The 22325-nt window shown below is 50.9% G+C and carries 22 protein-coding genes; 6 read left to right on the forward strand and 16 right to left on the reverse strand.

Annotated features, from left to right (window positions below; all coding sequences use genetic code 11):
• Positions 1-3: 3 nt before the first annotated feature.
• The 7 genes from ABV298_RS15125 to ABV298_RS15155 all read right to left on the reverse strand — a co-directional run bounded on the left by ABV298_RS15125 (position 4) and on the right by ABV298_RS15155 (position 8053).
• Complete coding sequence (locus tag ABV298_RS15125) at positions 4-945, reverse strand: hypothetical protein (RefSeq protein ID WP_353722897.1); 942 nt, start codon at positions 943-945, stop codon at positions 4-6.
• A 177-nt stretch (positions 946-1122) separates the two neighbouring features.
• Complete coding sequence (locus tag ABV298_RS15130; protein ID WP_353722898.1) at positions 1123-2286, reverse strand: hypothetical protein; 1164 nt, start codon at positions 2284-2286, stop codon at positions 1123-1125.
• Between the two features lie 19 nt (positions 2287-2305).
• Positions 2306-2536, reverse strand: coding sequence for a helix-turn-helix transcriptional regulator (locus ABV298_RS15135; protein WP_353723189.1), 231 nt, complete (start codon positions 2534-2536; stop codon positions 2306-2308).
• A 99-nt stretch (positions 2537-2635) separates the two neighbouring features.
• Complete coding sequence (locus ABV298_RS15140) at positions 2636-3286, reverse strand: response regulator transcription factor (protein WP_353722899.1); 651 nt, start codon at positions 3284-3286, stop codon at positions 2636-2638.
• Between the two features lie 236 nt (positions 3287-3522).
• On the reverse strand, positions 3523-4641 hold the full coding sequence (locus ABV298_RS15145) for a P1 family peptidase (protein WP_353722900.1): 1119 nt from the start codon (positions 4639-4641) through the stop codon (positions 3523-3525).
• Positions 4642-4730: 89 nt separating this feature from the next.
• A complete protein-coding gene (locus ABV298_RS15150; protein WP_353722901.1) occupies positions 4731-5651 on the reverse strand; it encodes a DUF4249 domain-containing protein in 921 nt (306 codons plus the stop codon).
• 38 nt (positions 5652-5689) lie between these two features.
• Positions 5690-8053, reverse strand: a complete 2364-nt coding sequence (locus ABV298_RS15155) for a TonB-dependent receptor (protein ID WP_353722902.1) — start codon at positions 8051-8053, stop codon at positions 5690-5692.
• Here ABV298_RS15155 and ABV298_RS15160 point away from each other — a divergent pair.
• Positions 8052-8336: a hypothetical protein gene (locus ABV298_RS15160; RefSeq protein WP_353722903.1), complete on the forward strand. Its 285-nt coding sequence runs from the start codon at positions 8052-8054 to the stop codon at positions 8334-8336. The two genes, ABV298_RS15155 and ABV298_RS15160, sit on opposite strands and share 2 nt — an antisense overlap.
• On the opposite strand, the gene folK is transcribed toward ABV298_RS15160, so the two are convergent.
• From folK to ABV298_RS15190, 6 genes are all read right to left on the reverse strand, one after another.
• Positions 8333-8824 (reverse strand): 2-amino-4-hydroxy-6-hydroxymethyldihydropteridine diphosphokinase, encoded by a 492-nt coding sequence (folK, locus tag ABV298_RS15165; protein WP_353722904.1) that lies wholly within the window; start codon positions 8822-8824, stop codon positions 8333-8335. The two genes, ABV298_RS15160 and folK, sit on opposite strands and share 4 nt — an antisense overlap.
• Before the next feature lie 90 nt (positions 8825-8914).
• Entirely contained in the window at positions 8915-9154 is a 240-nt protein-coding gene (gene rpmB / locus ABV298_RS15170) for a 50S ribosomal protein L28 (protein WP_019944796.1), read from the reverse strand.
• A 92-nt stretch (positions 9155-9246) separates the two neighbouring features.
• Positions 9247-9933 (reverse strand): response regulator transcription factor, encoded by a 687-nt coding sequence (locus ABV298_RS15175; protein WP_353722905.1) that lies wholly within the window; start codon positions 9931-9933, stop codon positions 9247-9249.
• Positions 9933-11183, reverse strand: coding sequence for a HAMP domain-containing sensor histidine kinase (locus ABV298_RS15180; RefSeq protein ID WP_353722906.1), 1251 nt, complete (start codon positions 11181-11183; stop codon positions 9933-9935). The genes ABV298_RS15175 and ABV298_RS15180 overlap by 1 nt, the downstream gene beginning before the upstream one ends.
• A gap of 111 nt (positions 11184-11294) precedes the next feature.
• A complete protein-coding gene (locus tag ABV298_RS15185) occupies positions 11295-12152 on the reverse strand; it encodes an N-acetylglucosamine kinase (RefSeq protein ID WP_353722907.1) in 858 nt (285 codons plus the stop codon).
• Between the two features lie 6 nt (positions 12153-12158).
• Positions 12159-12404, reverse strand: a complete 246-nt coding sequence (locus tag ABV298_RS15190) for a cytochrome b5 domain-containing protein (RefSeq protein ID WP_353722908.1) — start codon at positions 12402-12404, stop codon at positions 12159-12161.
• A 139-nt stretch (positions 12405-12543) separates the two neighbouring features.
• Here ABV298_RS15190 and ABV298_RS15195 point away from each other — a divergent pair, with 139 nt between their 5' ends.
• The 3 genes from ABV298_RS15195 (at position 12544) to ABV298_RS15205 (ending at position 15093) form a co-directional block, all read left to right on the forward strand.
• Positions 12544-12996, forward strand: a complete 453-nt coding sequence (locus tag ABV298_RS15195; RefSeq protein WP_353722909.1) for a hypothetical protein — start codon at positions 12544-12546, stop codon at positions 12994-12996.
• A gap of 78 nt (positions 12997-13074) precedes the next feature.
• Positions 13075-14097: a thiamine-phosphate kinase gene (gene thiL / locus ABV298_RS15200; RefSeq protein ID WP_353722910.1), complete on the forward strand. Its 1023-nt coding sequence runs from the start codon at positions 13075-13077 to the stop codon at positions 14095-14097.
• A gap of 141 nt (positions 14098-14238) precedes the next feature.
• Complete coding sequence (locus ABV298_RS15205) at positions 14239-15093, forward strand: hypothetical protein (protein ID WP_353722911.1); 855 nt, start codon at positions 14239-14241, stop codon at positions 15091-15093.
• Positions 15094-15186: 93 nt separating this feature from the next.
• Here ABV298_RS15205 and ABV298_RS15210 read toward each other — a convergent pair whose 3' ends face one another.
• Positions 15187-16017, reverse strand: coding sequence for an aminotransferase class IV (locus tag ABV298_RS15210; protein WP_353722912.1), 831 nt, complete (start codon positions 16015-16017; stop codon positions 15187-15189).
• A gap of 147 nt (positions 16018-16164) precedes the next feature.
• Between ABV298_RS15210 and ABV298_RS15215 the strand changes: the two genes are divergently transcribed.
• Together ABV298_RS15215 and ABV298_RS15220 are read left to right on the forward strand one after the other, a co-directional pair.
• On the forward strand, positions 16165-17139 hold the full coding sequence (locus ABV298_RS15215; protein ID WP_353722913.1) for a polyprenyl synthetase family protein: 975 nt from the start codon (positions 16165-16167) through the stop codon (positions 17137-17139).
• A 24-nt stretch (positions 17140-17163) separates the two neighbouring features.
• Positions 17164-17784 carry a rhomboid family intramembrane serine protease gene (locus ABV298_RS15220; RefSeq protein WP_353722914.1) on the forward strand — a complete coding sequence of 207 codons (621 nt, stop codon included), beginning with the start codon at positions 17164-17166 and terminating at the stop codon, positions 17782-17784.
• Here the strand turns inward: ABV298_RS15220 and ABV298_RS15225 are convergent.
• Entirely contained in the window at positions 17776-18435 is a 660-nt protein-coding gene (locus ABV298_RS15225) for a phosphatidylserine decarboxylase family protein (RefSeq protein WP_353722915.1), read from the reverse strand. The genes ABV298_RS15220 and ABV298_RS15225 overlap by 9 nt on opposite strands.
• Positions 18436-18767: 332 nt before the next feature.
• A complete protein-coding gene (gene secA, locus ABV298_RS15230) occupies positions 18768-22112 on the reverse strand; it encodes a preprotein translocase subunit SecA (protein WP_353722916.1) in 3345 nt (1114 codons plus the stop codon).
• Between the last annotated feature and the right edge of the window lie 213 nt (positions 22113-22325).

A 22325-nucleotide genomic window follows, 5' to 3' on the forward strand; every position in this document is an offset into this window, starting at 1 on the left:
TTTTCAGGGCTGATTCTTTTGTAATGCCAGGAGCCGCTCCGTCGCCCTGGCTTTCATTTCCTTGTTCGCGGTTGAGACCTGCAAGCCGTCAAATATCTGTTTGGCCTGATCATAGTATGTTTTCCGGTCATTTTTCCGGAGATTCCCCTGGGTCAGCAGCTGATAGTAACCTTCCGCTTCGGAATACCGCAGCCACTCGCGATAAGTAACGGCAGTGCCGCTTTTGGCTGCCAGGCATTCATCCAGTTGCCGCTGAATAGCAGTGATATCGCCGCTTCCGGATCTGGAACTTTTGCAATTGTCGAGGTCCCGCTGGAGGTTTGCGAGTTTGGTTTGCAGCTCCTTGTCGGAACCACCACCACCACCTCCTCCTCCTCCGCCACCACCACCGGCAGCAGTGAGCAGCTGGCGTTCCATGCCTTTGATTTCCAGGTCTTTCATGTTGATCTGGTTGCGAAGGTCATTTACCATTTGCATATCGATGCCCTTGCCGTCCAGGGTCCGCCGGAGTTCGCCGATTGTCTGACGGTAGGTGGCGAGCGCCTCGGTCAGCTTCGCAATGCCGGTCGACAGCCGTTTATTCTGATCATGGGCTGCTGTGGCCGCCAGGTTATTGAAATGGCTCATAATGCTGTTGACGCGGCTTTCGATATCCACCAACTGGGTGCGGGCCGTGGCTTTGGCCATTTCGTCGGTGGCACTGCTGTACAGGCCGTCGAGCTGGATGAGCCGACGGGAGATCTGGCTGAGCGTGTCCGTGTCGGTTAGCATCGGATCTTGTTCTTCTACGATCTCGCGGTAGCGGCGTGTTTCCGAAGCCGCAACGGAGTCGGGCACGCGTACGAGCAGGTACACGGCTGCGAGCGGGAATGTAAGTGAGAGCACGTACATGCCTACAAACCTTCCTATTGCTGTTTTTCGCTGGATTTTATTGAGTGGTTCCATTAGCATCGATGCCGCTATTGTGCTCTGATCTTTTCGACCTTCTGTTCTTTGTGATCCCTCTAAATCTTTAATTTCTCTCAGATCTCTCTGATCCTTCCAATCTTTCCCCGGGTTTCAACCCGGTGCAATAGGATTGCTTTTGCTGCGCTATCTATTACCGTCGGTTCCAACCGACGGCTAAAGGGGGCTCCACCTGGATTTTGTTTTTTCGGGTTGCACGGGTGGCTCGTGCACCGGGCTTTCGATAATGAAGACTTGTTGTCCTTTTCTTTTTCCGATGAATTCGAGCTGGCTGAGTTTCAGGAACAGGGCCGTCCACATGGTGTAAAAATCATCGATAATCCGCAGGCAAGGCAACATGTCATTATGGTTATATGGTGCCTGGATCACGGCTATCAGTTGCTTTTCGATGCTCCCGGGCGAATCGTCGGCCCATTCGCCGAGGTAGCCGAGCAGCTCTTCCTTTTCCCGGTCGGTCAGGCATTCCATCGAAACGCGGATCGCCTGCGCAATCTGGCTCATCGACGTTACCATCTGTATGGGCGGCTCGAAAGGGGCCATCCGTTGGAAACCGATACCGACTATCGTCATCGTTGTCACCAGTCTTTCCACCAGCAATTGTACGCTATCGGAAAGCGCGCTTTTCTGGCTTTTCGTCTTGATCTTTTGCAGGATACGGAACGAGCACGTTTCGATATCGTTCAGATATCCGGCCCACCGGCTGTGCCATTCGCGCAGGTTTTTGTGGCTGCGTACCGCGCGGCTGGCCGGCACGAAATCGTGCATTACACGCAACTCGGAGTTGCTGTAAGCGAGCTTGCCGATGATCAGCGCCGGTCCGCCCCATTGGCCGGTATTGATGAATTCCGAAGGCACGAGGCTTACGCGGTACAGCGGGAGCGTATAAGGGTGCCGCACCGGAATTTCCGACTCGGAGGGCGTGCCCGCTGGTTGCCTTTCGAACATGCCTACTCCGAGTACAACGTATATCTCGATATGCTGTGCCATCGGAAGCCGGTATTGCTCCATTATTCCGGCCAGCGATGTGTCCAGTTTCAGTTCGTCGGGTTCTTCTACTTCCAGCAGGCTTCCATCTGGCGTGATTGCCCGGCAGCGGTTCACTCTGATCCTGATCTGATTTCCCGCGTCGCCCAGGACCTGCATTTCCAGCGGATCGGTCCCTTCTTCCGGAAACAACAAACCGTAGTTCAGCGGCGCTGACAATGCGGCCCCGGCGCGTCGAACCTGATCGGTGTGGTAATGATCTGTTTCGATAAAATGTTGTCGAGAGATTTTCATCCCGTCGACCCAGTTGACGGCCATGCGACGGATATCTGCCATACCAGTTTGCAATTAAGTATTACAATTTCATGGCTGCTTTTACCAGCCCTATCACCGAGCGTACACCGAATTTCCTGAACAGGCTTCTGCGATAGGCTTCCACCGTCGAAATGCTCACTTGCAGCTTTTCGGCGATCTCCTTGGAGCTCAGTTCGTCCATGATCAGATCCAGGATTTCCTTTTCGCGCTTTGTCAGTTCCATAATTAAAACACTTAGACAAAGTTGTCGCGGCGCGGGCGCTATTTCAATCGGCGGATACCCTGAATTTTCGGAATTTTTACCCTGATTTTTCTAATGGTTCCTGACAGTTTTTCCTAAGGGTTTTCCACTATAAAACCAATGAAGGGGTTACACTACGCCCATACGGACGGCTATTTTGGTAAGGCCAACCGAGTTGCGGACGCCGAGTTTCTGAAAGAGGTTCCGGCGGTGTGTTTCTACGGTTTTGTCGCTGATACAGAGCTCGCTGGCGATCTTGTTGGTAGAGTATTCGCTTGCTACGAGGCGGAGGATTTCGACTTCCCGTTTGCTTAAAAAATCGCGTGTTGACGGCGCGGGCTCCTGAATGTATTTATCCACGGACGACTCGGCCAGTTTGAGCATCACTTCCTGCCCGTAATACACTTTCCCGTCGGAGACGGCTTTGATAGCACGTTCCCATTCATCGAGCTCGGCTTCGAAAACAATGTAGCCGCTCACGCCCGAGCGTACCACCTCGCGTACCGATTCGCCCGACGGGCTCGGTGCCAGCAGCAGGAATTTCAGTTTTGGGTAGAGTTTTCTGATCTTTAAAATCTGGTCTGCCGTTTTCTCGGCGTGGTGGGCGAATACAACCACAATATCGATTTCCTTTAAGTAGGGCAACTGGGTGATTTGTTCGAGGTGGTTGCACTTACCAACCAGTTCAATGTAAGACCTCCTCCTCAGCCACTCCGCAACAGCCTCGCATTCTAATGGATGTGGATGAACGAGGCACGCATGTGTAATAGAATGTTCCATACTTTTCGGGGTTGAGTACTAGAATTTACATGTCAAAATTAATCCTAAGCGACAGGTCCGGTCAATACGGGAAAGTACAGGAAAAACCGGGTAAGATTACCTGGTTTCGTAAATGGTTGAAAATAAGCGATTTTTAGTTAAAATCCTGAGCAATCGCCGGTGATTGTTCAAATCCAAGGCAAACCCTTACTGGTTTTCACTGACCGTACACATTATACGTCGGAATATTCCTCCGGTTATTCCTTGACGCGGCCGTACTTGCGCATGATCTCCATTACCTTATCCCTGGGCAGTTCTTCTGCTTTGTGCCCCTGAGTGCCTTCGGAAGTCCGGGCCATAAAAAGCGAATTGATAATGGCTTCCTCGGTAGCTTCTATCGCCGCCATGAAGATCGGCGATACATAATCGTTATGCAGGTAAGCGGCGCTAAATACCGGTTCCGCGGTTTCATGCAAAACCTTGTTGGCTGTCGAGAAGGCGATCACATAGTCGCCGCTGCCGTTGGCCGCAATGCCGCCCGTTTGGGCCATGCCGAGCATAACCCGTTTGGCCAGCCGTTTCAGATTGCGCGCGTCGAGGGGCGCATCGGTGGCCAGGACCATCATACACGAGCCGTCCGACGATTTATCGAGCGATTCTTTGAACGCATATTTGCCCAGCTCCTGCCCCACAGGTACCCCGTTAATTTTCAGGACGCCGCCAAAATTGGTTTGTACCAAAACACCCACCGTGTAATTACCCAGTTTTTCAGGCAGTTTCCTTGATGCAGTGCCAATGCCACCTTTCCATCCGAAGCAAACCGTTCCGTTGCCCGCGCCTGCATTCCCTTCCGCAACAGGGCCGCTCTCTGCCTGTGCCAGGGCATTCAACACGTGATCCTTGCGCACGTGCCGTCCCCTGATGTCGTTCAGGAAGCCGTCGTTGGTTTCACCGATAACCGGGTTTACCGATTTTACATTCTCGTTGCCTTTCTGGGCAAGCGTCCAGTCGATTACCGCGTCGGCCGCCGTCGGAACGCTTAGCGTGTTGGTCAAAACAATGGGGGACTCGATGGTTCCAAGTTCTTCAACCTGGGAATAGCCCGTCATTTTGCCAAATCCATTGCCTATGTACATCGCAGCCTGGACCTTTTGCTGGAAAATATTGCCGTCATGCGGCAGGATGGCCGTTACGCCGGTGCGTACGTCGGCGCCTTCCGTGAGCGTCACCTGGCCCACCTTGACGCCGGGCACATCTGTGATCGCATTCAACGCGCCGGTGGGTAGCACGCCGATTTTGATGCCCAGTTCACGCGGGCGTTTCTGGGCGGCAAGGGTAAGCGGCAGCAGGAGCAGGAGTGACAGCAGGTTCTTCATAGGCTGGTTCGATTATGAATGAAATATAACAAAAAATCCACTGGGGACCGGGGTCCGCCAGTGGATACATTTGCTGTTGAAGTGTAATCTTAATCGTCGTCCGGGCGTGCCTTTTCCGGATCGATCACCGTTTCCTTGCGGCTAACCGCCGACATGCTGAAAAAGCCCAGCGCTTTCGGGCCCTTCGGATCGACATTGATGATATTTGACCTTACGTTAGCAATGGGAGTAGCAAACAATCCGCCATTCGTACCTTGCTCGTTTACCTGTTTCAGGAACTCGAATGCCTCATAGGTAATGCTGTGCAGCTCCACGCCTATTTGTGCCCCTGCCGAGTATAACGAGTCGGTAGTGATCGATTCACGTAATGGCAGGATGAATATCAGCCCGTCCGAAGGCGCGCCGGCACCGAATGCAGCGTCGTAGGCAATGGAAATGTTGGCAGCCTTGTCCACCACCGCTTTGCCGCGAATCACCGGTTTGATCCAATATGTGTCGCCTACACCTTCGAGATCCCGGGCGTAGAATGACGCCACAAAACCTTCGCGAGGGCCCTTATCGGGTTCAAACGGCCATTTTTCGTGCCGGTATACCACAGAATCCACGGTTGGAACGCGTTTCAGCTCTGATTGGGCAATGAAAGTATCCGTGCCGTTCACGACTTTGAGCGAGTAGGTGCGGCCTACATGCCCAAGCGTGTCGGCCGTGGTTTTCCCCCAGGTGTATTTGCCGTCGCCGTCGGCGTCTTCGAATTTGTAGACTTTACCTTTATCGTCGGTAACAGTTACCGTGGCGCCCAGCACAGGTTTGGGTGGGTTGTTATCGAAGTAGGCTTGCGACCATGTCAATTTGATGGCCTGCTCGCCGGGCTGGTTGGTAAGCCAGGCATCAACTACGAGTTGAGAAGGGCCGTTCGCCGTATCGAGATCGATCACATCCTCGCAGCTTGTCAGGGACATCAATGCAAGCGCGAACAGTGCAGGGTATTTGATATATTTTAATGTTTTCATCATTTCAGTTTTTCTGGCGTGATTTCAGTTTGCTGGTGTCAGAATTTGAAGTTGTAGGTCACGGAAGGAATGAAGTTCCCGATCACAGAATAACGCACGGCTTCTGTTTTAAGCGGGTTATCTTCGTTAACTCTCGTGTAGACAGAGAACGGGTTGCGGCGGTTGTAAACATTATATACCGAGAATACCCATTCGCCCTCGCCTACTTTAAACAATTTCTTCTTCGCTTTCAAAGTCGCTGCCAAATCCAGGCGGTGGTAAGACGGAATGCGGCTGTTGTTGCGCAGGCCATTGTAATTGTTTCCAATCTCGAAGCCGCCGGTGCTATAACGGTTGGTCGGGAAAGTGGCTGGCGTGCCGCTCTGGATCGTGAAGTTCGACGACAGGGACAACCGCTTGTTTAGTTCGTAAATGGCTACTGCGGTAATGTTATGCGGTTTGTCGAATCGGGCGGGGAACCAATCGTCATTATTAATAGATTCCACCAAACGCTCTGTTCTCGAAAGCGTGTAGCTTACCCAACCGGTCAGTCTGCCTTTGTTTTTCTTCACATAAAATTCCGCTCCGTAAGCGCGACCTTTGCCGAACAGCAGGTCGCCCGTGAAATATTCGTTCAGCAGCAGGTCGGACGCCGGTACATAGTCTATCTGGTTGTACAGTTTTTTGTAATACACCTCCACCGAAGCTTCGTAGGTATTATCCTGGAAGTTCTGGAACCAGCCTAATGCGACCTGGTCGGCCTTTTCCGGCTTGATATTAATGCCGCTCAACGTCCAGACGTCGAGTGGTGAACTGGCCGCCGTGTTCGAAAGCAAATGCAGGTATTGCGAAGTGCGGTTATAGCTGGCCTTGATGGACGTGCTGCTGGTAATACCGATGTTCAACGCAGCGCGCGGTTCCAGGTTACCGTAGCTTTTGATCACATCACCTCTTTTATATTCGGTCCCCGGGAAAATCGGTTCTTTACGTATGCCTTTGCCCTTATCGGCATACTCGTATTCGGTTGCAGGGCCGAGGCTGCGGAAATAGGAGTAACGAACGCCATATTGCAAAGAAATGCGGTCGCCGAATTTCAGTTCATTGCCTACATATAATGCGGATTCATCGGCATAGCGCGGTTCCAGGCTGATGTCTTGCATATCGCCTTCGGAAACGAACGTCGCTTTGCCCGGGCGGGTATCATAATAAATATATTGGCCACCGAATGTCAGCTGATTGTTGGGTGTAATGTAAAACGTAAAATCAGGTTTGATACTGGTGCTGATGATCTTCGATTTCCAGTCGAACCGGTCTTTGGCGTCGGGTTTGTTCTGGTTCTGGCCCAGGTTATAGTCGTAGTTGCTGTAATAACCGGTCAGGTTCATGAACAATTTGTTGGAGAAAATGTGGTTCCAGCGCGCAGTAGCCGTTGCGTTACCCCAGCCAAAGCCGAAATCGCCGCCGCCGAACACGTCTTTTCCAAAATATCCCGAGGCATAAAAGGTATCTTTGTTACCCAATTGATAATTCACTTTCGCCGTCAGGTCGTAGAAGTAGAATTTGGAATCCTTCAAATCGGAGTTCAAAAATGGCTTCGCCAGAATATCGATGTACGAACGACGACCGGCCACGATAAACGAACCTTTTCCTTTTGCAAAAGGCTGTTCGTAAGTCAGGCGGGAGAAGATGGAACCGATACCGCCATTGATCTCACGCTTTTTGGCATTGCCTTCCTTCATACGAACGTCCAGGATCGACGAAATGCGGCCGCCGTACTGGGCCGGGATACCGCCCTTGATCAGTTTCACATCCTTCACGGCATCCGGGTTGAATACCGAGAAAAACCCGAACAAGTGCGAGGAGTTGTAAACCGGGGCTTCATCGAGCAACACCAGGTTTTGCGAAACGTCCCCGCCGCGCACATTGAAACCCGAAGCACCTTCACCGACGGTCGTTACGCCCGGAAGCAGTTGAATGCTACGGATCAGGTCCACCTCTCCGAGCAATGCGGGCATTTTGCGGATGGTTTTCATTTCGACCTTATTGACCGACATTTCGATGCTGCGGACGTTCTCGTCCTCTTTCTGCGTCGAAATGGTCACCTCCGCGAGCTGGTTGCTTTCGTCGGACATTTCGATGCTGACGGTCTTATCGCCGTCCAGCGTCACTTCGCGCGTCACTTTCTGGTAACCGATGTAGGAAAATACAAGCGTGTATTTGCCGTCGGGGAGGGTTAGTGAATAGAAACCGTAAGGGTTGGTTACGACGCCGGTTTCGGCTTCGCGCACGTACACCGAGACGCCGATAAGCCCCTCGCCATTCGAGTTGTCTTTCACGTAACCGCTCACCGAATGCCGGTTCTGGGCGAGGGCCGGCAGGCTGATCAAGGCTAATAGAAGGCATTTGAGTATGCTGTTTTTCATGGACTGGAATTGGTTACTAACAAATTGGTTTGTGTTGCTGTCGAAGAAAGCATTCATTCCGTCAGACGATCAAATTGAATTTTTCCTTTTCCCCGTGACAACTCAGTGTGGATTTACCCCCTTTCAAATGCTGAAAAATATTTGGATAACTTTTTCAAAGGCCAACAAAGCACGTGTTAATCAGCCTAAAATGACAGCAAAAAATGATGAACTGACCAAAAAGCTGAATAAATGGCCGGAACACCGAAATAAAGAGGGTGATCGAATAATGGTATTATTTTAAGATATTTTTGATACGGCAGAAGTGTCGGTGCATTCTTCCAGGAGTTTTGAGGAAGTTTTCAGTAAAACCGGGTGGAGTAGATCGGGCGCGATTTCGGTGAGAGGGGCGAGTACAAAACGACGGTCCTGAATGCGCGGGTGTGGCAACGTAAGGCGTGCGCTGTCCATGACGATGTCGTCGAAATAGAGTATGTCGATGTCGATCACCCGTGCGCCCCAGCGCTCGTAACGTACGCGCCCGAGGTCATGTTCGATGTTGAGGATGATCCTGAGCAAGTCCTCAGGCGGGAAGGAAGTGGAGATTTCGACGACCTGGTTCAGAAAAGCGGGCTGGTCCGTAATGCCCCAGGGCTCGGTTTCGTAGACCGCCGATTGGGAAACCACGGGTCCGGCCTGCCGGGCAATGGCTTCGCGCGCAGCCGCGAGCACCTGCGTGCGATCGCCCAGGTTGGAGCCTAGTAACAGGAAGACGGGGCCGTTTGCCGCCATTGCATGACCGTTTTGAAATACCAATCCACGAAAAAAAGGACTTTCCGATCGGAGGAAAGTCCTTTTCCAATAAATTCGTAAAATTCCTTTTTAGAACGTAAGCGTGCCTTTGTCGTAAGCTTTTTGTATAGTTGCTTCGATACCGTTTTTGTTGATGGTACGAAGGGCAGAAGCTGCTACTTTCAACGTAACCCACTCGCCTGAGGAAGGGAGGAAGAAACGTTTCTTTTGCAAATTCGGGTAGAATTTGCGTTTTGTTTTATTGTTAGCGTGGGAAACGTTATTTCCGACGCGAGTTCTTTTACCTGTAATTTGACAAACCTTAGCCATGACCTTACAATTTTTCCAAATGAGGGTGCAAAGATGCGTAATTAATTTTTGTTGAGCAAATAACGGCAAAATAAATTTTTGAAAAAATCCATTTACCATCGCATCCGGAAGCCGACGCCATGCACGTTGTCGATGCGGATGTCGGGATCGCCCGAGAGGTATTTACGCAGCCGCGAGATAAATACATCCAGGCTTCTTCCCATAAAATAATCGTCGTCGCCCCATATTGCCTTCAGAAGCTCATCGCGGCGGATCACCTGGTCGGTGCGTTCGGCCATGAATTTCAGGACTTCGGCTTCACGGAATGTAAGGCTCTGCGGTTTGCGGTCGAGAGTGAGTGTAAGTTTCTGAAAATCAAATATATATTTGCCTATTTGCTTGCTGCCGGGTTTTACCGTCAATGGAGAATCCGCTTTGCTGCGGCGGAGAAAAACGTCGATACGCAGTTTCAATTCCTCAATACTGAACGGCTTGGTAATGTAATCGTCGGCACCTAGTTTGAGGCCTTTGATCTTGTCTTCCTGCATCGAGCGGGCGGAAAGGAAGAGAATGGGTACATGGCTGTCGGCGCTACGGATCTTCTCGGCGAGCGTGAAACCGTCCATTTTGGGCAGCATAATATCCAGCACGCAAATGTCGAAATGCTCTTTGCCGAAAAAATCCAGCGCTTCGGCGCCGTCGGTGGCGTGAACGACTTCGTAATCGTATTCTTCGAGATTGTCTTTCGTGGCAAATGCAAGGTTAGGGTCGTCTTCGACGTACAGGATTCTCTTTTTCATCAAGCGTGTTTCTGCGGAATAGTGATTTTAAAAGTGCTGCCTTTGCCGAGGGCGCTTTCCAGCCCAAGGTGCCAGCGGTGTGCGCGGACGATCTGTTTAACATAGCTCAGGCCGATCCCGAAACCTTTCACATTATGCACATCGCCATAGGGAATACGGAAAAACTGGTTGAAAACCTTCTTCTGGTATTCGGGCGCAATGCCTATGCCCTGGTCGCGGACAGCTATAACGAGATTGTTGCCTTTATTGTATGCTTCGACGACCACATCCGGCACATCATCCGAATATTTCAGCGCATTATCGACCAGATTGTTGATCATACAGCGCAAATGGAACGGGTCGGCGTCGATTTCGTAGTTCGTCGCATTGGCCTGGAACCGAACTTTGTCCTCATAAGGCAGCAGAATGGATTCGATCATTTGCCGGGCATCGAGCCGCTCTTTTTGCAATGTGAGCGCATTACGTTCGGCTTTGGCCATGGAAAGTACCATTTCCACCTGGCCCTGCAAGCGCAGGATTTCGTCCTGCACAATTTGCACGTAACGCTTGTGGCGGGCGGGTTGCGACACGATGTTGTCGGTATTGAGCACATCGGCGGCAATGCGGATGGTCGAAATGGGCGTTTGCAGCTCGTGGGTCATGTTATTCACAAAATCGCGCTGCACTTCGGAAAGCTGTTTCTGCCTTAAAATCACAAACAACGCATAGGCGAAAAACGAAACCGCCACCAAAACAAGCGCCGAAGACCAGATGGCACCGCTGATGCTGCCCGCGAAGTAGGTCTCCTGTTCGGGGAAGCGCACGCCGAAGTAATAGGGATATTTGTTGGTTTTAATCCAGTTGGTCGTTTTCGTGGGCACCTTATCGTTGTTTTTGGTGCTCAGTGACATTCCGTAACGGATGCGGTTCGTGGTGCAGTCGTAAATACCGATCTCGAAATCGGTGATCAGGTTATGTTTTTGAAAACTGTCCCTGATAAAATGTTCCAGCATTTCGGGCTGGGTGGTGGCATTGGTATTGACCAGAAAATATTCGGGCGAAAGTTGCTCTACCGGGTTCGTGGTCTGCATTACCCCGCACACATCCGCGAGCTTCCCGGCCACGTCCTGCAATGCAATGTGCGCATTCTGGTTGAACTGCCGGTGCCGGAGATCGAGCGCCTGTTTTACCCAGTAAATCTGCGTGATTACCACGCCGATAATGAGCAGGGCAGAAAAAACCGTGAGGGATTGAATGGTACGTCTTGACATAACTTACTCGAAATGACCATTAAATATAAGGTCATTCGTCCAATTAAACAGCTGTGCTGGCCGTAACATAACCGGAAGGGCGTTGTTTAACATTTTATTAACTTTTATCATTCAGGCCAGATGGTAGCCGATCAACCCTTCGATGGGCGATTTCAAAATGCGGCCGGTTTGCAAACCATTACTTTCAAGCACCGGACGAAGGATATCCTGATAGTAATAGGCAATCGAACCGGTGAAATGCACGGGATATTGTGTGGCGTTGGTATGTTTCAATATATATTTTTTTACAAATAACCCGAATGCATTACGCACGAGCTCTTGTATAAATTCATGATCGCGATGTTGGGCAATGAATGCGGAATAAGACGCGAAATAGCGGTTTGGGTAAGGTTTTTTGTAGGCATGATCGAGGACAGTCAGGCGGTCGAGACCGGGATATGCCTTGATAAAGCTTTTATGAAGGTCCGGCGGCAGCTCGTTTTGCAAGTAATGCACCACCAGCGTTTTTCCCAGATAGGAACCGCTGCCTTCGTCGCCCAGCCAGAAACCCAGCGAGCCGATGGAATGCGCGATGCGGTCGCCGTCAAAAAACGCATTGTTCGCACCCGTACCCAGTATGCAGGCGAGCCCCGGCTCGTGCCCGCACAATCCGCGTGCCGCTCCAAGCATGTCGGAGGCCACTTCCACGGAGGTTGCCGAGGGAAAACAATGCTTCAATGCGCGTGTTACAGGCATGCCCGATCGTTCATCGGCGCAGCCCGCACCATAGAAATGTATTTCGCCGACTTCGCCCTCAATGCCCGGCACGACTTGCTCCAGCAGAACAGGGATGATTTCGTCTGCGGTCTGGTAGAATGGGTTAATGCCCGCCGACTGCCGGGATTGCCGGTGGCCGGCTTGCGGGTCGATACAAACCCAGTCAGTTTTGGTAGAGCCGCTGTCGGCGATCAGGATATATCTGGAAGGCATCGGAATCTAGTTCGATTGTTCGGGCAATTGCAGTTTGCCGATAATATGGAACCGTTCGAAAACGCGTTCAGTGTGCGGGGCGTCGCCGAGTTCCCGGGTAAGGTCCTGGCCGGCCCAATGTTCGTAATGGTGCCCGTTTCGCCATAGGCGCGATGCGCTCACATCGTAGATCATTCCTTTATATGCACACCATATCTCTTCCCGGTCCTGCCCGTTTCGAAGCGCCAGCTGTGCCCTGGTATATACTTTCATTGTATTGTTTTAGCACGCAATTTAATGATTCGGGTATTCCGTTGGAAAATTTAAAAAGCGATCTGCCATGAATATTTTGATTATAAGACTAAAAAGTAAGAACTTGGCGTTTTGAAAAGACATTCACGTAAAATAAAATATGAGAAAAAGTTACGCTCTTCTTTGGTGTTCAATATTGGTTTTGGGATTGTTGGCCGCCGGCTGCAAAAAGGACGCCAAGCCTGTTTCCGAAAGAATTGCAAAGGCCTGGACGGTGGAGTCCGCCAAGCATGACAATGTGGTGGTTTACACACGTGGCGGTTCGGGTAACAAAACGGATTATTCCGGTTTCCGCCTCACGCTGACCAATACGAACGGTACAAAAACAGCCAGCCTTACCGACGTGGATAACAAAACGTTCAATGGGAACTGGGATGTCGAGGGAGATACCAAACTGATCCTGAAAGACCTTACCCCTCAGCCCACAGGCTCGGGAGGGACCATTGAATTTACCATTTCAGGCCTGGGAGACTCGAAAGTGACGCTTACCCGCCTGAAAGCTAGTCCTAAAACCGGAAATACGATTAACGAATACACATTGACCAACCCGTAAGGCGAGGTCGTCCCCGATATCAGGCGAAGCCATTTCCAATGCGGAAATGGCTTCGTTTTTTTTGTCTAATTTTGCGGTATGGAAACAAGAACTGAAATCAGCAGCCTGGGTGAATTCGGGCTGATTCAACGAATAAATAAAGAAATCCGGACGCAACTCCCTGATACGGTCAGGGGCATTGGCGACGATGCGGCGGTGATTGACCTGGGAGAGGAGTTCGGGTTGCTAACCTCCGACATGATGCTCGAAGGCATCCATTTTGACCTTACGTTTTTCCCCCTCAAACACCTTGGTTACAAAGCCATTTCCGCCGGAATCGCCGACATCGCGGCTATGAACGGTGTTCCAAGGCAGGTAACGGTGAATATCGCGCTGAGCAATCGGTTCTCGGTGGAAGCGGTCGACGAACTTTATGCGGGTATGAAAGTTGCCTGCAAGGATTTTAAAGTCGATCTGGTTGGCGGCGACACTACTTCTTCCCGGTCGGGGCTTATTATTTCGGTGAGCGCATTCGGAAAGGTTAAAAAAGACAAGATCGTATACCGGAACACCGCAAAGCCCAACGACCTGCTTTGCGTCACCGGTGATCTGGGTGGCGCCTACCTTGGATTGCAACTGCTGGAAAGGGAAAAACAGGTGTTCCTCGCCAATCCGAACATGCAGCCGGAGCTGGAAGGAAAGGATTATGTAATCCAGCGCCAGCTGCGTCCCGAAGCACGCATGGACGTAATCTACGAATTCGACGAGGCAGGTGTAATCCCCACTTCGATGATCGACGTGTCGGATGGCCTGGCCTCGGATCTGCTGCATATATGCGCGCAGTCGGGCGTCGGCGCGATTGTTTTCGAGGAGCATTTGCCAATCGACGAGCAGACATACCTGGCGGCGTCCGAATTGAACATCGGTGCCGCTACCGCCGCATTGAATGGCGGAGAAGACTATGAATTGCTTTTTACGGTTTCACAATCGGCTTACGAAAAGATCAAGAACAATCCCAAGATCGTCGTGGTCGGTTATATTACGGATCAAAAAGGCCAGGTAGAACTCCATAGTAAAGGAGGTACCCGTGTGCCGCTCACGGCCCAGGGCTGGAACGCATAGGTCGTTTGCCGACAATTATTCGAAAAGCATGACCCCAGCCGGTTATGCTTTTTGTTTTAACGCATACACGCAACCATCGGATTGATTTGCTCGTAATCGCGACGTATCCAATTCATCTCTAACAAATCATATTTCAATCCGATGAAAATCTTTTCAACTTCCAGAATGCTGGTTGCATTGGGACTGTTAATGGCCGTCAGCTTCTCTTGCTCCGACGACGATGACGACAATCCCCCACCAACCCCCACCAACGATGTTCAATTGAAAGACAATGCGACATTGGGCAAAATCCTGACCGACAACAAAGGCAGAACGCTTTATTTCTTCTCGAAAGACGCTTCGGGCGCATCTGCCTGCTCCGGGCAGTGCTTAATCAACTGGCCGATCTATTCGGCAGGCGACCTGGCGTCGATCAAGCTCGATGCCGGCCTGGACAAGGCAGATTTCGGGACAATCACAACGAATGGGCAGTCGCAAACTACTTATAAAGGCTGGCCGCTTTACTATTATAAAGACGACGTAGTCGAGGGAGATGTGAAAGGAGAGAACTCGAACAAAGTTTGGTTTGTGGCGAAAACCGATTATACCATCATGATTGCCAGCGGTCAGCTCGTAGGTAATGACGGGAAATCGTATAAATCGGATTACACCGAAGGAACGGGCGAAACACCGTACTTCACCGATGGAATGGGGCGGACATTGTATGCGTTTGTCAATGATAAAAACAACAAGAACAACTATACCAAGCCCGATTTTTCGAACGACACCGTGTGGCCTATTTACACTGCCGACCTGAAATCGTTACCGACCGGCGTTGATAAAACACTATTCGGCACGATCGATGTATTTGGGAAAAAACAACTTACCTATAAAGGTTGGCCGCTTTATTATTTCGGTCTGGATGGAACAACCAGAGGTGCTACCAAAGGCGTAAGCGTTCCAAAACCGGGTATCTGGCCGATCGTCAACACGCAATCACCGAATGCGCCTAACTAGATAAGTGCTTATTACGATGTGCAGTGAAAAGTAGCCATCCCGCGCTGGGTGGCTACTTTAGTTTATCGGCAATAATGGCTACCACCGACAGTTTTACTTGCCCCAGCGTGCGACGAGTTCTTCGAATTTCTGCTGCAAATGCAATGTCCGGGCTCCGGCCTGTCCGTTTCCAACGGGCTGGTCGCCGATCTGCACCACAGGCATTACCCATTTGGTAGTGCTGGTAGTGAACACTTCGTCGGCGGTAATGACTTCTTTGTAGGACACCGGCCGTATTTCCACTTCGAAATCCGCTTTTGCAAGCTCGATCGCCACACGGCGGGTAACGCCGTTGAGGATATTGCGGTCGGAAGTAATGAGTTTATCCCCCCGGAATGCGAACAGGTTGCTACGCGTGAGTTCGCTTACTTCACCGTCTTTGTGGAATAGCAAATCAGCCGCCTGCCGGCGTTTCAGCTCATCGGCCATTAATACCATATGTACATAGTTGGTTGTTTTAACCTCCGGCAGATCTCGAACATATTCGTAGGGAAGCACTTTGATGCCTTTCAAACGGCCAGCCGGATTATCCTGCGGCAACGCTTCCGTGCGGATGAGGAAATTGGGTTGCACCACATGCACGCCGTCAGGCGCGTAACCGCCCGTGAGCACAAAGCGGAACGCGACTTCCGGCTCTCCCGTTATGGAATGCAAATCTGCCAGGATTTTTTCCGTTTCGCGCTGTGTCACCGGGAGCGGTAGTTTCAGCAGTCGCGCCGAATTCTCGAAGCGCTGCCAATAATCATCCCACCGGAAGGGCACACCGTTATATGTCCTGAAAAAGTCGAACAAGCCATAACCGCGCAGGAGCCCGAGGTCGTTCGTCTGAAAGACCGGCTGGTCGAGGGAAATGATTTCGCCATTAAAATATTGGTAATAGGGCATTGAATGCTGGATTTGTTGGTTGGAATAAAGTTATCGATAAAGGTATTTCAAATACTGCTTTGGTAAATGTAAATGCCAATTTTTAGGCTTTATCTTTGCAGCTCACATAACCTGGCCGGTACCGGGTCCGTCAATATTACGCCTCGCATGATCCAACCCACATCATTACTTGAAAAACTTCAGAGTGAATTTGACAGGCATTCCTACGGAGAAACTCCTGCGGAACTTTATGAGCCGATAACCTATATTATGTCGCTCGGCGGAAAGCGCTTCCGGCCATTGCTGACGCTGCTTGCCGCTTCCATTTTTGATACGGATATTAAAAAGGCCATGAAACCGGCCATGGCCGTGGAGGTATTTCACAACTTCACGCTCATGCACGACGACATTATGGACCGCGCGCCATTGCGCCGGGGTATGCCTACCGTGCACGAGAAATGGAATGCGAACACCGCGATTTTGTCGGGTGACGTAATGCTGATCCGCGCTTATGACCTGCTGCTGGATGTGCCGAAGGATAAATTGCCTTCGGTGCTGAAACGCTTTAACCAGACGGCTGCGGAAGTGTGTGAAGGCCAGCAGCTCGACATGAATTTCGAGACGCGCTGGGATGTGACGGAGGAGGAATACATTGGTATGATCCGCCTGAAAACGTCGGTACTCCTGGGTTTTGCGCTCGAACTGGGAGGGATGATCGCCGGGGCGGATGATGAAACGGTGAGGCTGCTCTATGCTGCGGGCGAAAATATGGGTATTGGTTTCCAGTTGAAAGACGACCTGCTGGACGTGTACGGCGACCCCGCGAAGTTCGGAAAGCAGGTGGGGGGCGACATTATCGCTAACAAGAAGACATTCCTGCTGATCGAAGCGTTGTCAAAAGCGGAAGGCGAACTGAAAGTGGAACTGAACCGCTGGATAGGGCTTGACGCCTTCGATAATGTGGAGAAAGTAGCCGCGGTAACGGGTATTTACGACGCGCTGGGTATCCGTACATTTACCGAACATAAAATAAATGAATATTTTTCGCGGGGAATAGCTAGTTTACGGCAGTTGCGTACGGATAGCGTTCAGAAAGAAGTGCTTTTGCAGTTTGTGGAGCAGCTCGTTGCGCGGGAAAAGTAGTTTTATTTAACCAATAACCCATTTATGTCGATAACCCTGATCTTGGTGATTATAACTTCGGGTATCAGCTATTACGCCTTCAACAATTACAGTTTGATGGACAAGCTGATCCTGAATCCATACCGCGTTACGCAACGCCATGAATATTACCGGTTTGTAACATCCGGATTTGTGCATGCCGACTTAGGGCACCTGATTTTCAACATGCTCAGTTTGTGGTTTGTAGGCGAAAGCATCGAGCGGCTTTTTGCGATGCTTTTCGGCCCGAGCGGTACGTTTTACTACCTGTTCCTGTACCTGGTGGGCATTATCGTTTCCGATATTCCGACTTTTTTGAAGCACAGGAAAAATTCGAAGTATAACTCGCTGGGGGCATCGGGAGGCGTTTCGGCGGTACTTTTTGCAGCCATTCTCTATGCGCCGCTTCTGCAAATTTGCCTCTATTTTTTCATCTGCATGCCGGGTTTCATCTTCGGGCTGCTGTTCCTCGGATATTCGTTTTATGAAGCGCGGCGCGGCACGAGTTATGTAAACCACAGCGCGCACATGTACGGGGCCATTTTCGGGATGGTTTTTATGGCCGTGGTGTATCCTGGTGCGGTGCCCCAGTTTTTTGAGCAAATCCTGAGCTGGCGGTTATTTTAATGTCGCCAGCACCGTAACGCTACCAACGGTCTTGTCTTGCAGATTAACCTTGATTTCGGCGTCCAGGGGAACGAAAATATCTACTCTGGACCCGAATTTGATAAAGCCCATTTCGGTGCTTTGCTCCACTTGATCGCCTTCCTTCACATACCAGCGTATACGCCGCGCAGCCGCGCCGGCGATCTGACGAAACAGGACGTCGACGCCTTCTCTATTGCGGATTACTATCGTGGTCCGCTCGTTCTCTGTACTTGATTTGGGGTGCCAGGCCACCAGGTAAAGGCCCGGGTGGTATTTGAAATACTGGACAACCCCGCTGATCGGGTTCCAGTTAACGTGCACATTCAATGGTGACATGAAGATGCTGATCTGCCGGCGGGGGCCTTTGAAATACTCCGTCTCGACCACTTCCTCAATCACCACTACTTTACCATCGCAGGGCGCTACGATTTCACGGTCACTTTTGCGGACAACCCGTGTTGGAACGCGAAAAAACTGCACGACCAGAAAGAAAATGATAATGCTGGCGATCAATACCAGGCGCGGGATCCAGTAGCCGTCGGGAAGGAGATAGTTGATCCCTAAATTAATAATGATCAGCACAATGGCCGTTACAGCCATGATCGTATATCCTTCTCTATGCAGTTTCATGCAGGTTTATTTTCGTTAATGATGGTCTCTGAAATGCAAATATCGCATAAATCCTGATTTTCCGTCAACGAAAAGCCCCGACGCATCACGCCAGGGCCGTATTGTGTTAATTGTTGTCAGTCAGGGTCCGGTATTGCCGGGGGATTTATCGTCAAGTGGTCAGGTGTAGTCAAATGTGGTCAGGTGTGGTCAGGAGGTCATTTATTGTCATTTGTTGTTTAGTTGGATTTATAACTAGAAATGACAACAATGACAATTCCTGACTATAAACGACCGCTCCTGACAATACCTGACCATAAATGACCACTCCTGACTAAAACTGACAAAAGCGACTATTCCTCATGCACGTCAACCACGACGCAGTCACCGTTTTTGACCTCGTGCTCCACTTTCTTGAATTTCACGTCGCGAACGATGCGGCCATCGCGGTACTGAACTGATACGCGCTGGTTTCGGTCGGCAATCTTGATCGCACGGACAGGCTGTGCTTTTGTGGTCGACTCCTGTGAATGGAAAGTATCGGTTTCCAGGTCGTAGTCTTCTTCGCGATTGGTGTGGAGCTCGGGTGCGGGTTCCGGTCTGCGAACCTGTTGTTGCACGGCGGTTGCGGGAGCAGCTTCCTCCTGTGGAATATCGGCTTTCATGAGGAAAGAGATCATGTCAAAGTTCACTTTGCTCAGGAAGCGTTTGAACAGTTCTACGGATTCGAATTTGTAGATCAGCAATGGATCTTTCTGCTCGAATACCGCATTTTGAACCGATTGTTTCAGATCGTCCATTTCACGCAGGTGCTCTTTCCATTCCTGGTCGATGAGCGAAAGCACAATCGCCTTCTCCATTTCGCGGGTGATGTCCTTGCCTTCGCTTTCGATGGCCTTTTGCAAGCTCACCACCACGCCAGCCTGACGGATACCGTCGGTGAACGGGATCATGATTTCGGAAATCACCGCACCCCGCTCCGCGTAAATCGAGCGTAGTACCGGCAATGCTTTGCTTGCGATGGCTGCGTTTTTATCCTGGTATTGCTTCTCGGCTGCTTCGTATAACTTTTGAGAGCGGTCGGCAGGTTTCAGCGCCGCGTATTCATTTTCGGTGAATGGCACTTCCATTCCAAGCGTGGTAATGGCCGCCAGTTCCAGTTCCGCGTAACTTCCGGCGGTAGTCGCGATTTCGTCGCACACATCGTACAATGTGTTGGCGATATCCACGGCCAGGCGATCCCCGAACAATGCATTGCGGCGGCGGGTATAAATCGCGTCACGCTGATAATTCATCACGTCGTCGTATTCGAGCAGACGTTTCCGCATCCCGAAGTTGTTTTCTTCTACTTTCTTCTGCGCTCTCTCGATCGACTTGGTGATCATGCTGCTCTGGATCACCTCGCCTTCTTCGAGGCCCATGCGATCCATTACCTTGGCCATCCGGTCGGAACCGAACAAGCGCATGAGATTATCTTCCAATGACACGAAGAATTGGGACGAGCCGGGGTCACCCTGACGCCCCGAACGGCCACGCAACTGGCGGTCGACGCGACGGCTTTCGTGGCGTTCCGTACCAATGATCGCCAGACCTCCGGCTGCTTTTGCTTCTGGTGTCAGCTTGATGTCAGTACCGCGGCCCGCCATGTTGGTGGCGATGGTTACAGTGCCCGGTTTACCCGCTTCCGCCACGACTTCCGCTTCGCGCTGGTGTTGTTTCGCGTTCAAAACCTGGTGCGGGATCTTGCGGAGCGTGAGCATCCGGCTGATGATCTCGGAGTTTTCAACCGAAGTGGTACCCACGAGTACCGGTCTTCCGGCTTCCACGAGTTCTACGATCTCGTCCGTAACCGCATTGTATTTCTCGCGAACCGAGCGATATACTTTATCTTCCTGGTCTTTCCGGATAACGCCCTTGTTGGTAGGGATAGAAACCACGTCGAGTTTGTAAATTTCCCAGAACTCGCCTGCTTCGGTCTCTGCCGTACCGGTCATACCGGCCAGCTTGTGGTACATCCGGAAATAGTTTTGCAGCGTAATGGTCGCATATGTCTGCGTAGCGTCTTCCACGCGGACATTTTCCTTCGCTTCGATCGCCTGATGCAGGCCGTCGGAATAGCGGCGGCCTTCCATGATACGACCAGTCTGCTCGTCGACGATCTTCACTTTCCCGTCCATAATCACATATTCCACGTCTTTTTCAAAAAGCGTAAATGCTTTCAAAAGCTGGTTTACAGTATGGATACGAGCTGTTTTGACGGAATAATCGCGGATCAACGCTTCTTTCGCAATCACGCGGTCGTGCTCATTGAGCGACGGGTCTTTTTCAATCGCATCGAGGTCGACGGCGATATCCGGGAGGATAAAGAAATTGGATTCTTCCGATTCGCCGGTCAGGAAGTCAATCCCTTTTTCGGTCAGTTCGATACTGTTATGGCGCTCGTCGATAGTAAAGTAAAGCGGAGCGTCGGCTTGCGGCATCAGTTTTTGGTTTTCAGCGAGATAAATCGCTTCCGATTCCTGCATAATGGCCTTGACGCCCGGCTCGCTGAGGTATTTGATGAGAGGCTTGTATTTCGGCATACCGCGGTGCGCGCGGAACAGCGCCAAACCTCCTTCTTTCTTATCGCCGGCCTGAATTTTTTTCTTGGCTTCGTTGAGGAAATCCATCGCGAGGCGCTTCTGCGCTTCCACGATCCTCGCAACGCGTGGTTTCAGTTCCAGAAACTCCTGCTCGTCGCCACGCGGCACCGGTCCGCTGATAATCAATGGCGTACGCGCGTCGTCGATCAAAACGGAGTCGACCTCATCGACCATCGCGAAATGGTGCTTGCGCTGAACGAGCTCTTCCGGCGTCCGTGACATATTGTCACGCAGGTAGTCGAACCCGAATTCGTTGTTGGTACCGTAAGTAAGGTCCGCTTTATAGGCATTACGACGGGCAATGGTGTTGGGCTGGTGACGGTCGATGCAGTCGACGCTCAGTCCATGGAATTCGAAAAGCGGTGCATTCCATTCGGCGTCACGTTTGGCGAGGTAATCGTTCACTGTTACGATGTGAACGCCCTGTCCGGCCAATGCATTCAGGAAGGACGGAAGCGTCGCCACGAGGGTCTTACCTTCACCGGTAGCCATCTCGGCGATCTTGCCCTGGTGCAGTACCACGCCGCCGATCAACTGCACATCGTAGTGGATCATGTTCCATTTGATAGGCTGGCCGATCACGTCCCAGGTCGTATTCCAATAGGCTTTGTCGCCGTTAATAGTCACATTCGCCTTTTTGGTAGCGATTTCGCGGTCGAAATAGTTGGCGGTTACTTCCAGTTTATCATTTTCTGTAAAACGGCGGGCGGTTTCCTTTACGATCGCGAACGCTTTTGGAAGAATATCCAGCAACACCTTTTCCAGTTCTTTATTCCTTTCCAGTTCGAGAGCGTCTATTTTTTTAAAGATCGCCTCTTTGCTGTCCACATTCGGTTCGTCGGCGGCCTGTTGCCTCAATGCGCCGATCTGCTCGTCGATGGACTGAAGTTGATCGGCAATATGCTTTTTGAGGTCCGCGGATTGTGCCCGGAGCTCATCGTTCGACAGGGAGGCCAGCAGTGCATATTCGGCATTGATCTTCTCAACGTACGGGGTCAGTTCTTTCAGATCCCGCTCCGACTTCGTGCCAAACAGCTTGGAAAATATTTTAAACATGATGTGATGTATGTTTTTTAACCGGTTTTTTCTTCGAAAAATATTGAGCCTGCCACAAATCGCGTGTCACATTGTCAGCAAAACTCGCATTTGTAATCCCAAAGGTAATTCATTGCCAATAGTATTACGCAACAACTGGCATATTCCTAATGCATATCTAATGTTTTATTATCATTAAAAATGACCCGTGCTACCGGTATGGCACCGCCTGTA

The organism is Dyadobacter sp. 676 (assembly GCF_040448675.1).
Classification (GTDB): domain Bacteria; phylum Bacteroidota; class Bacteroidia; order Cytophagales; family Spirosomataceae; genus Dyadobacter.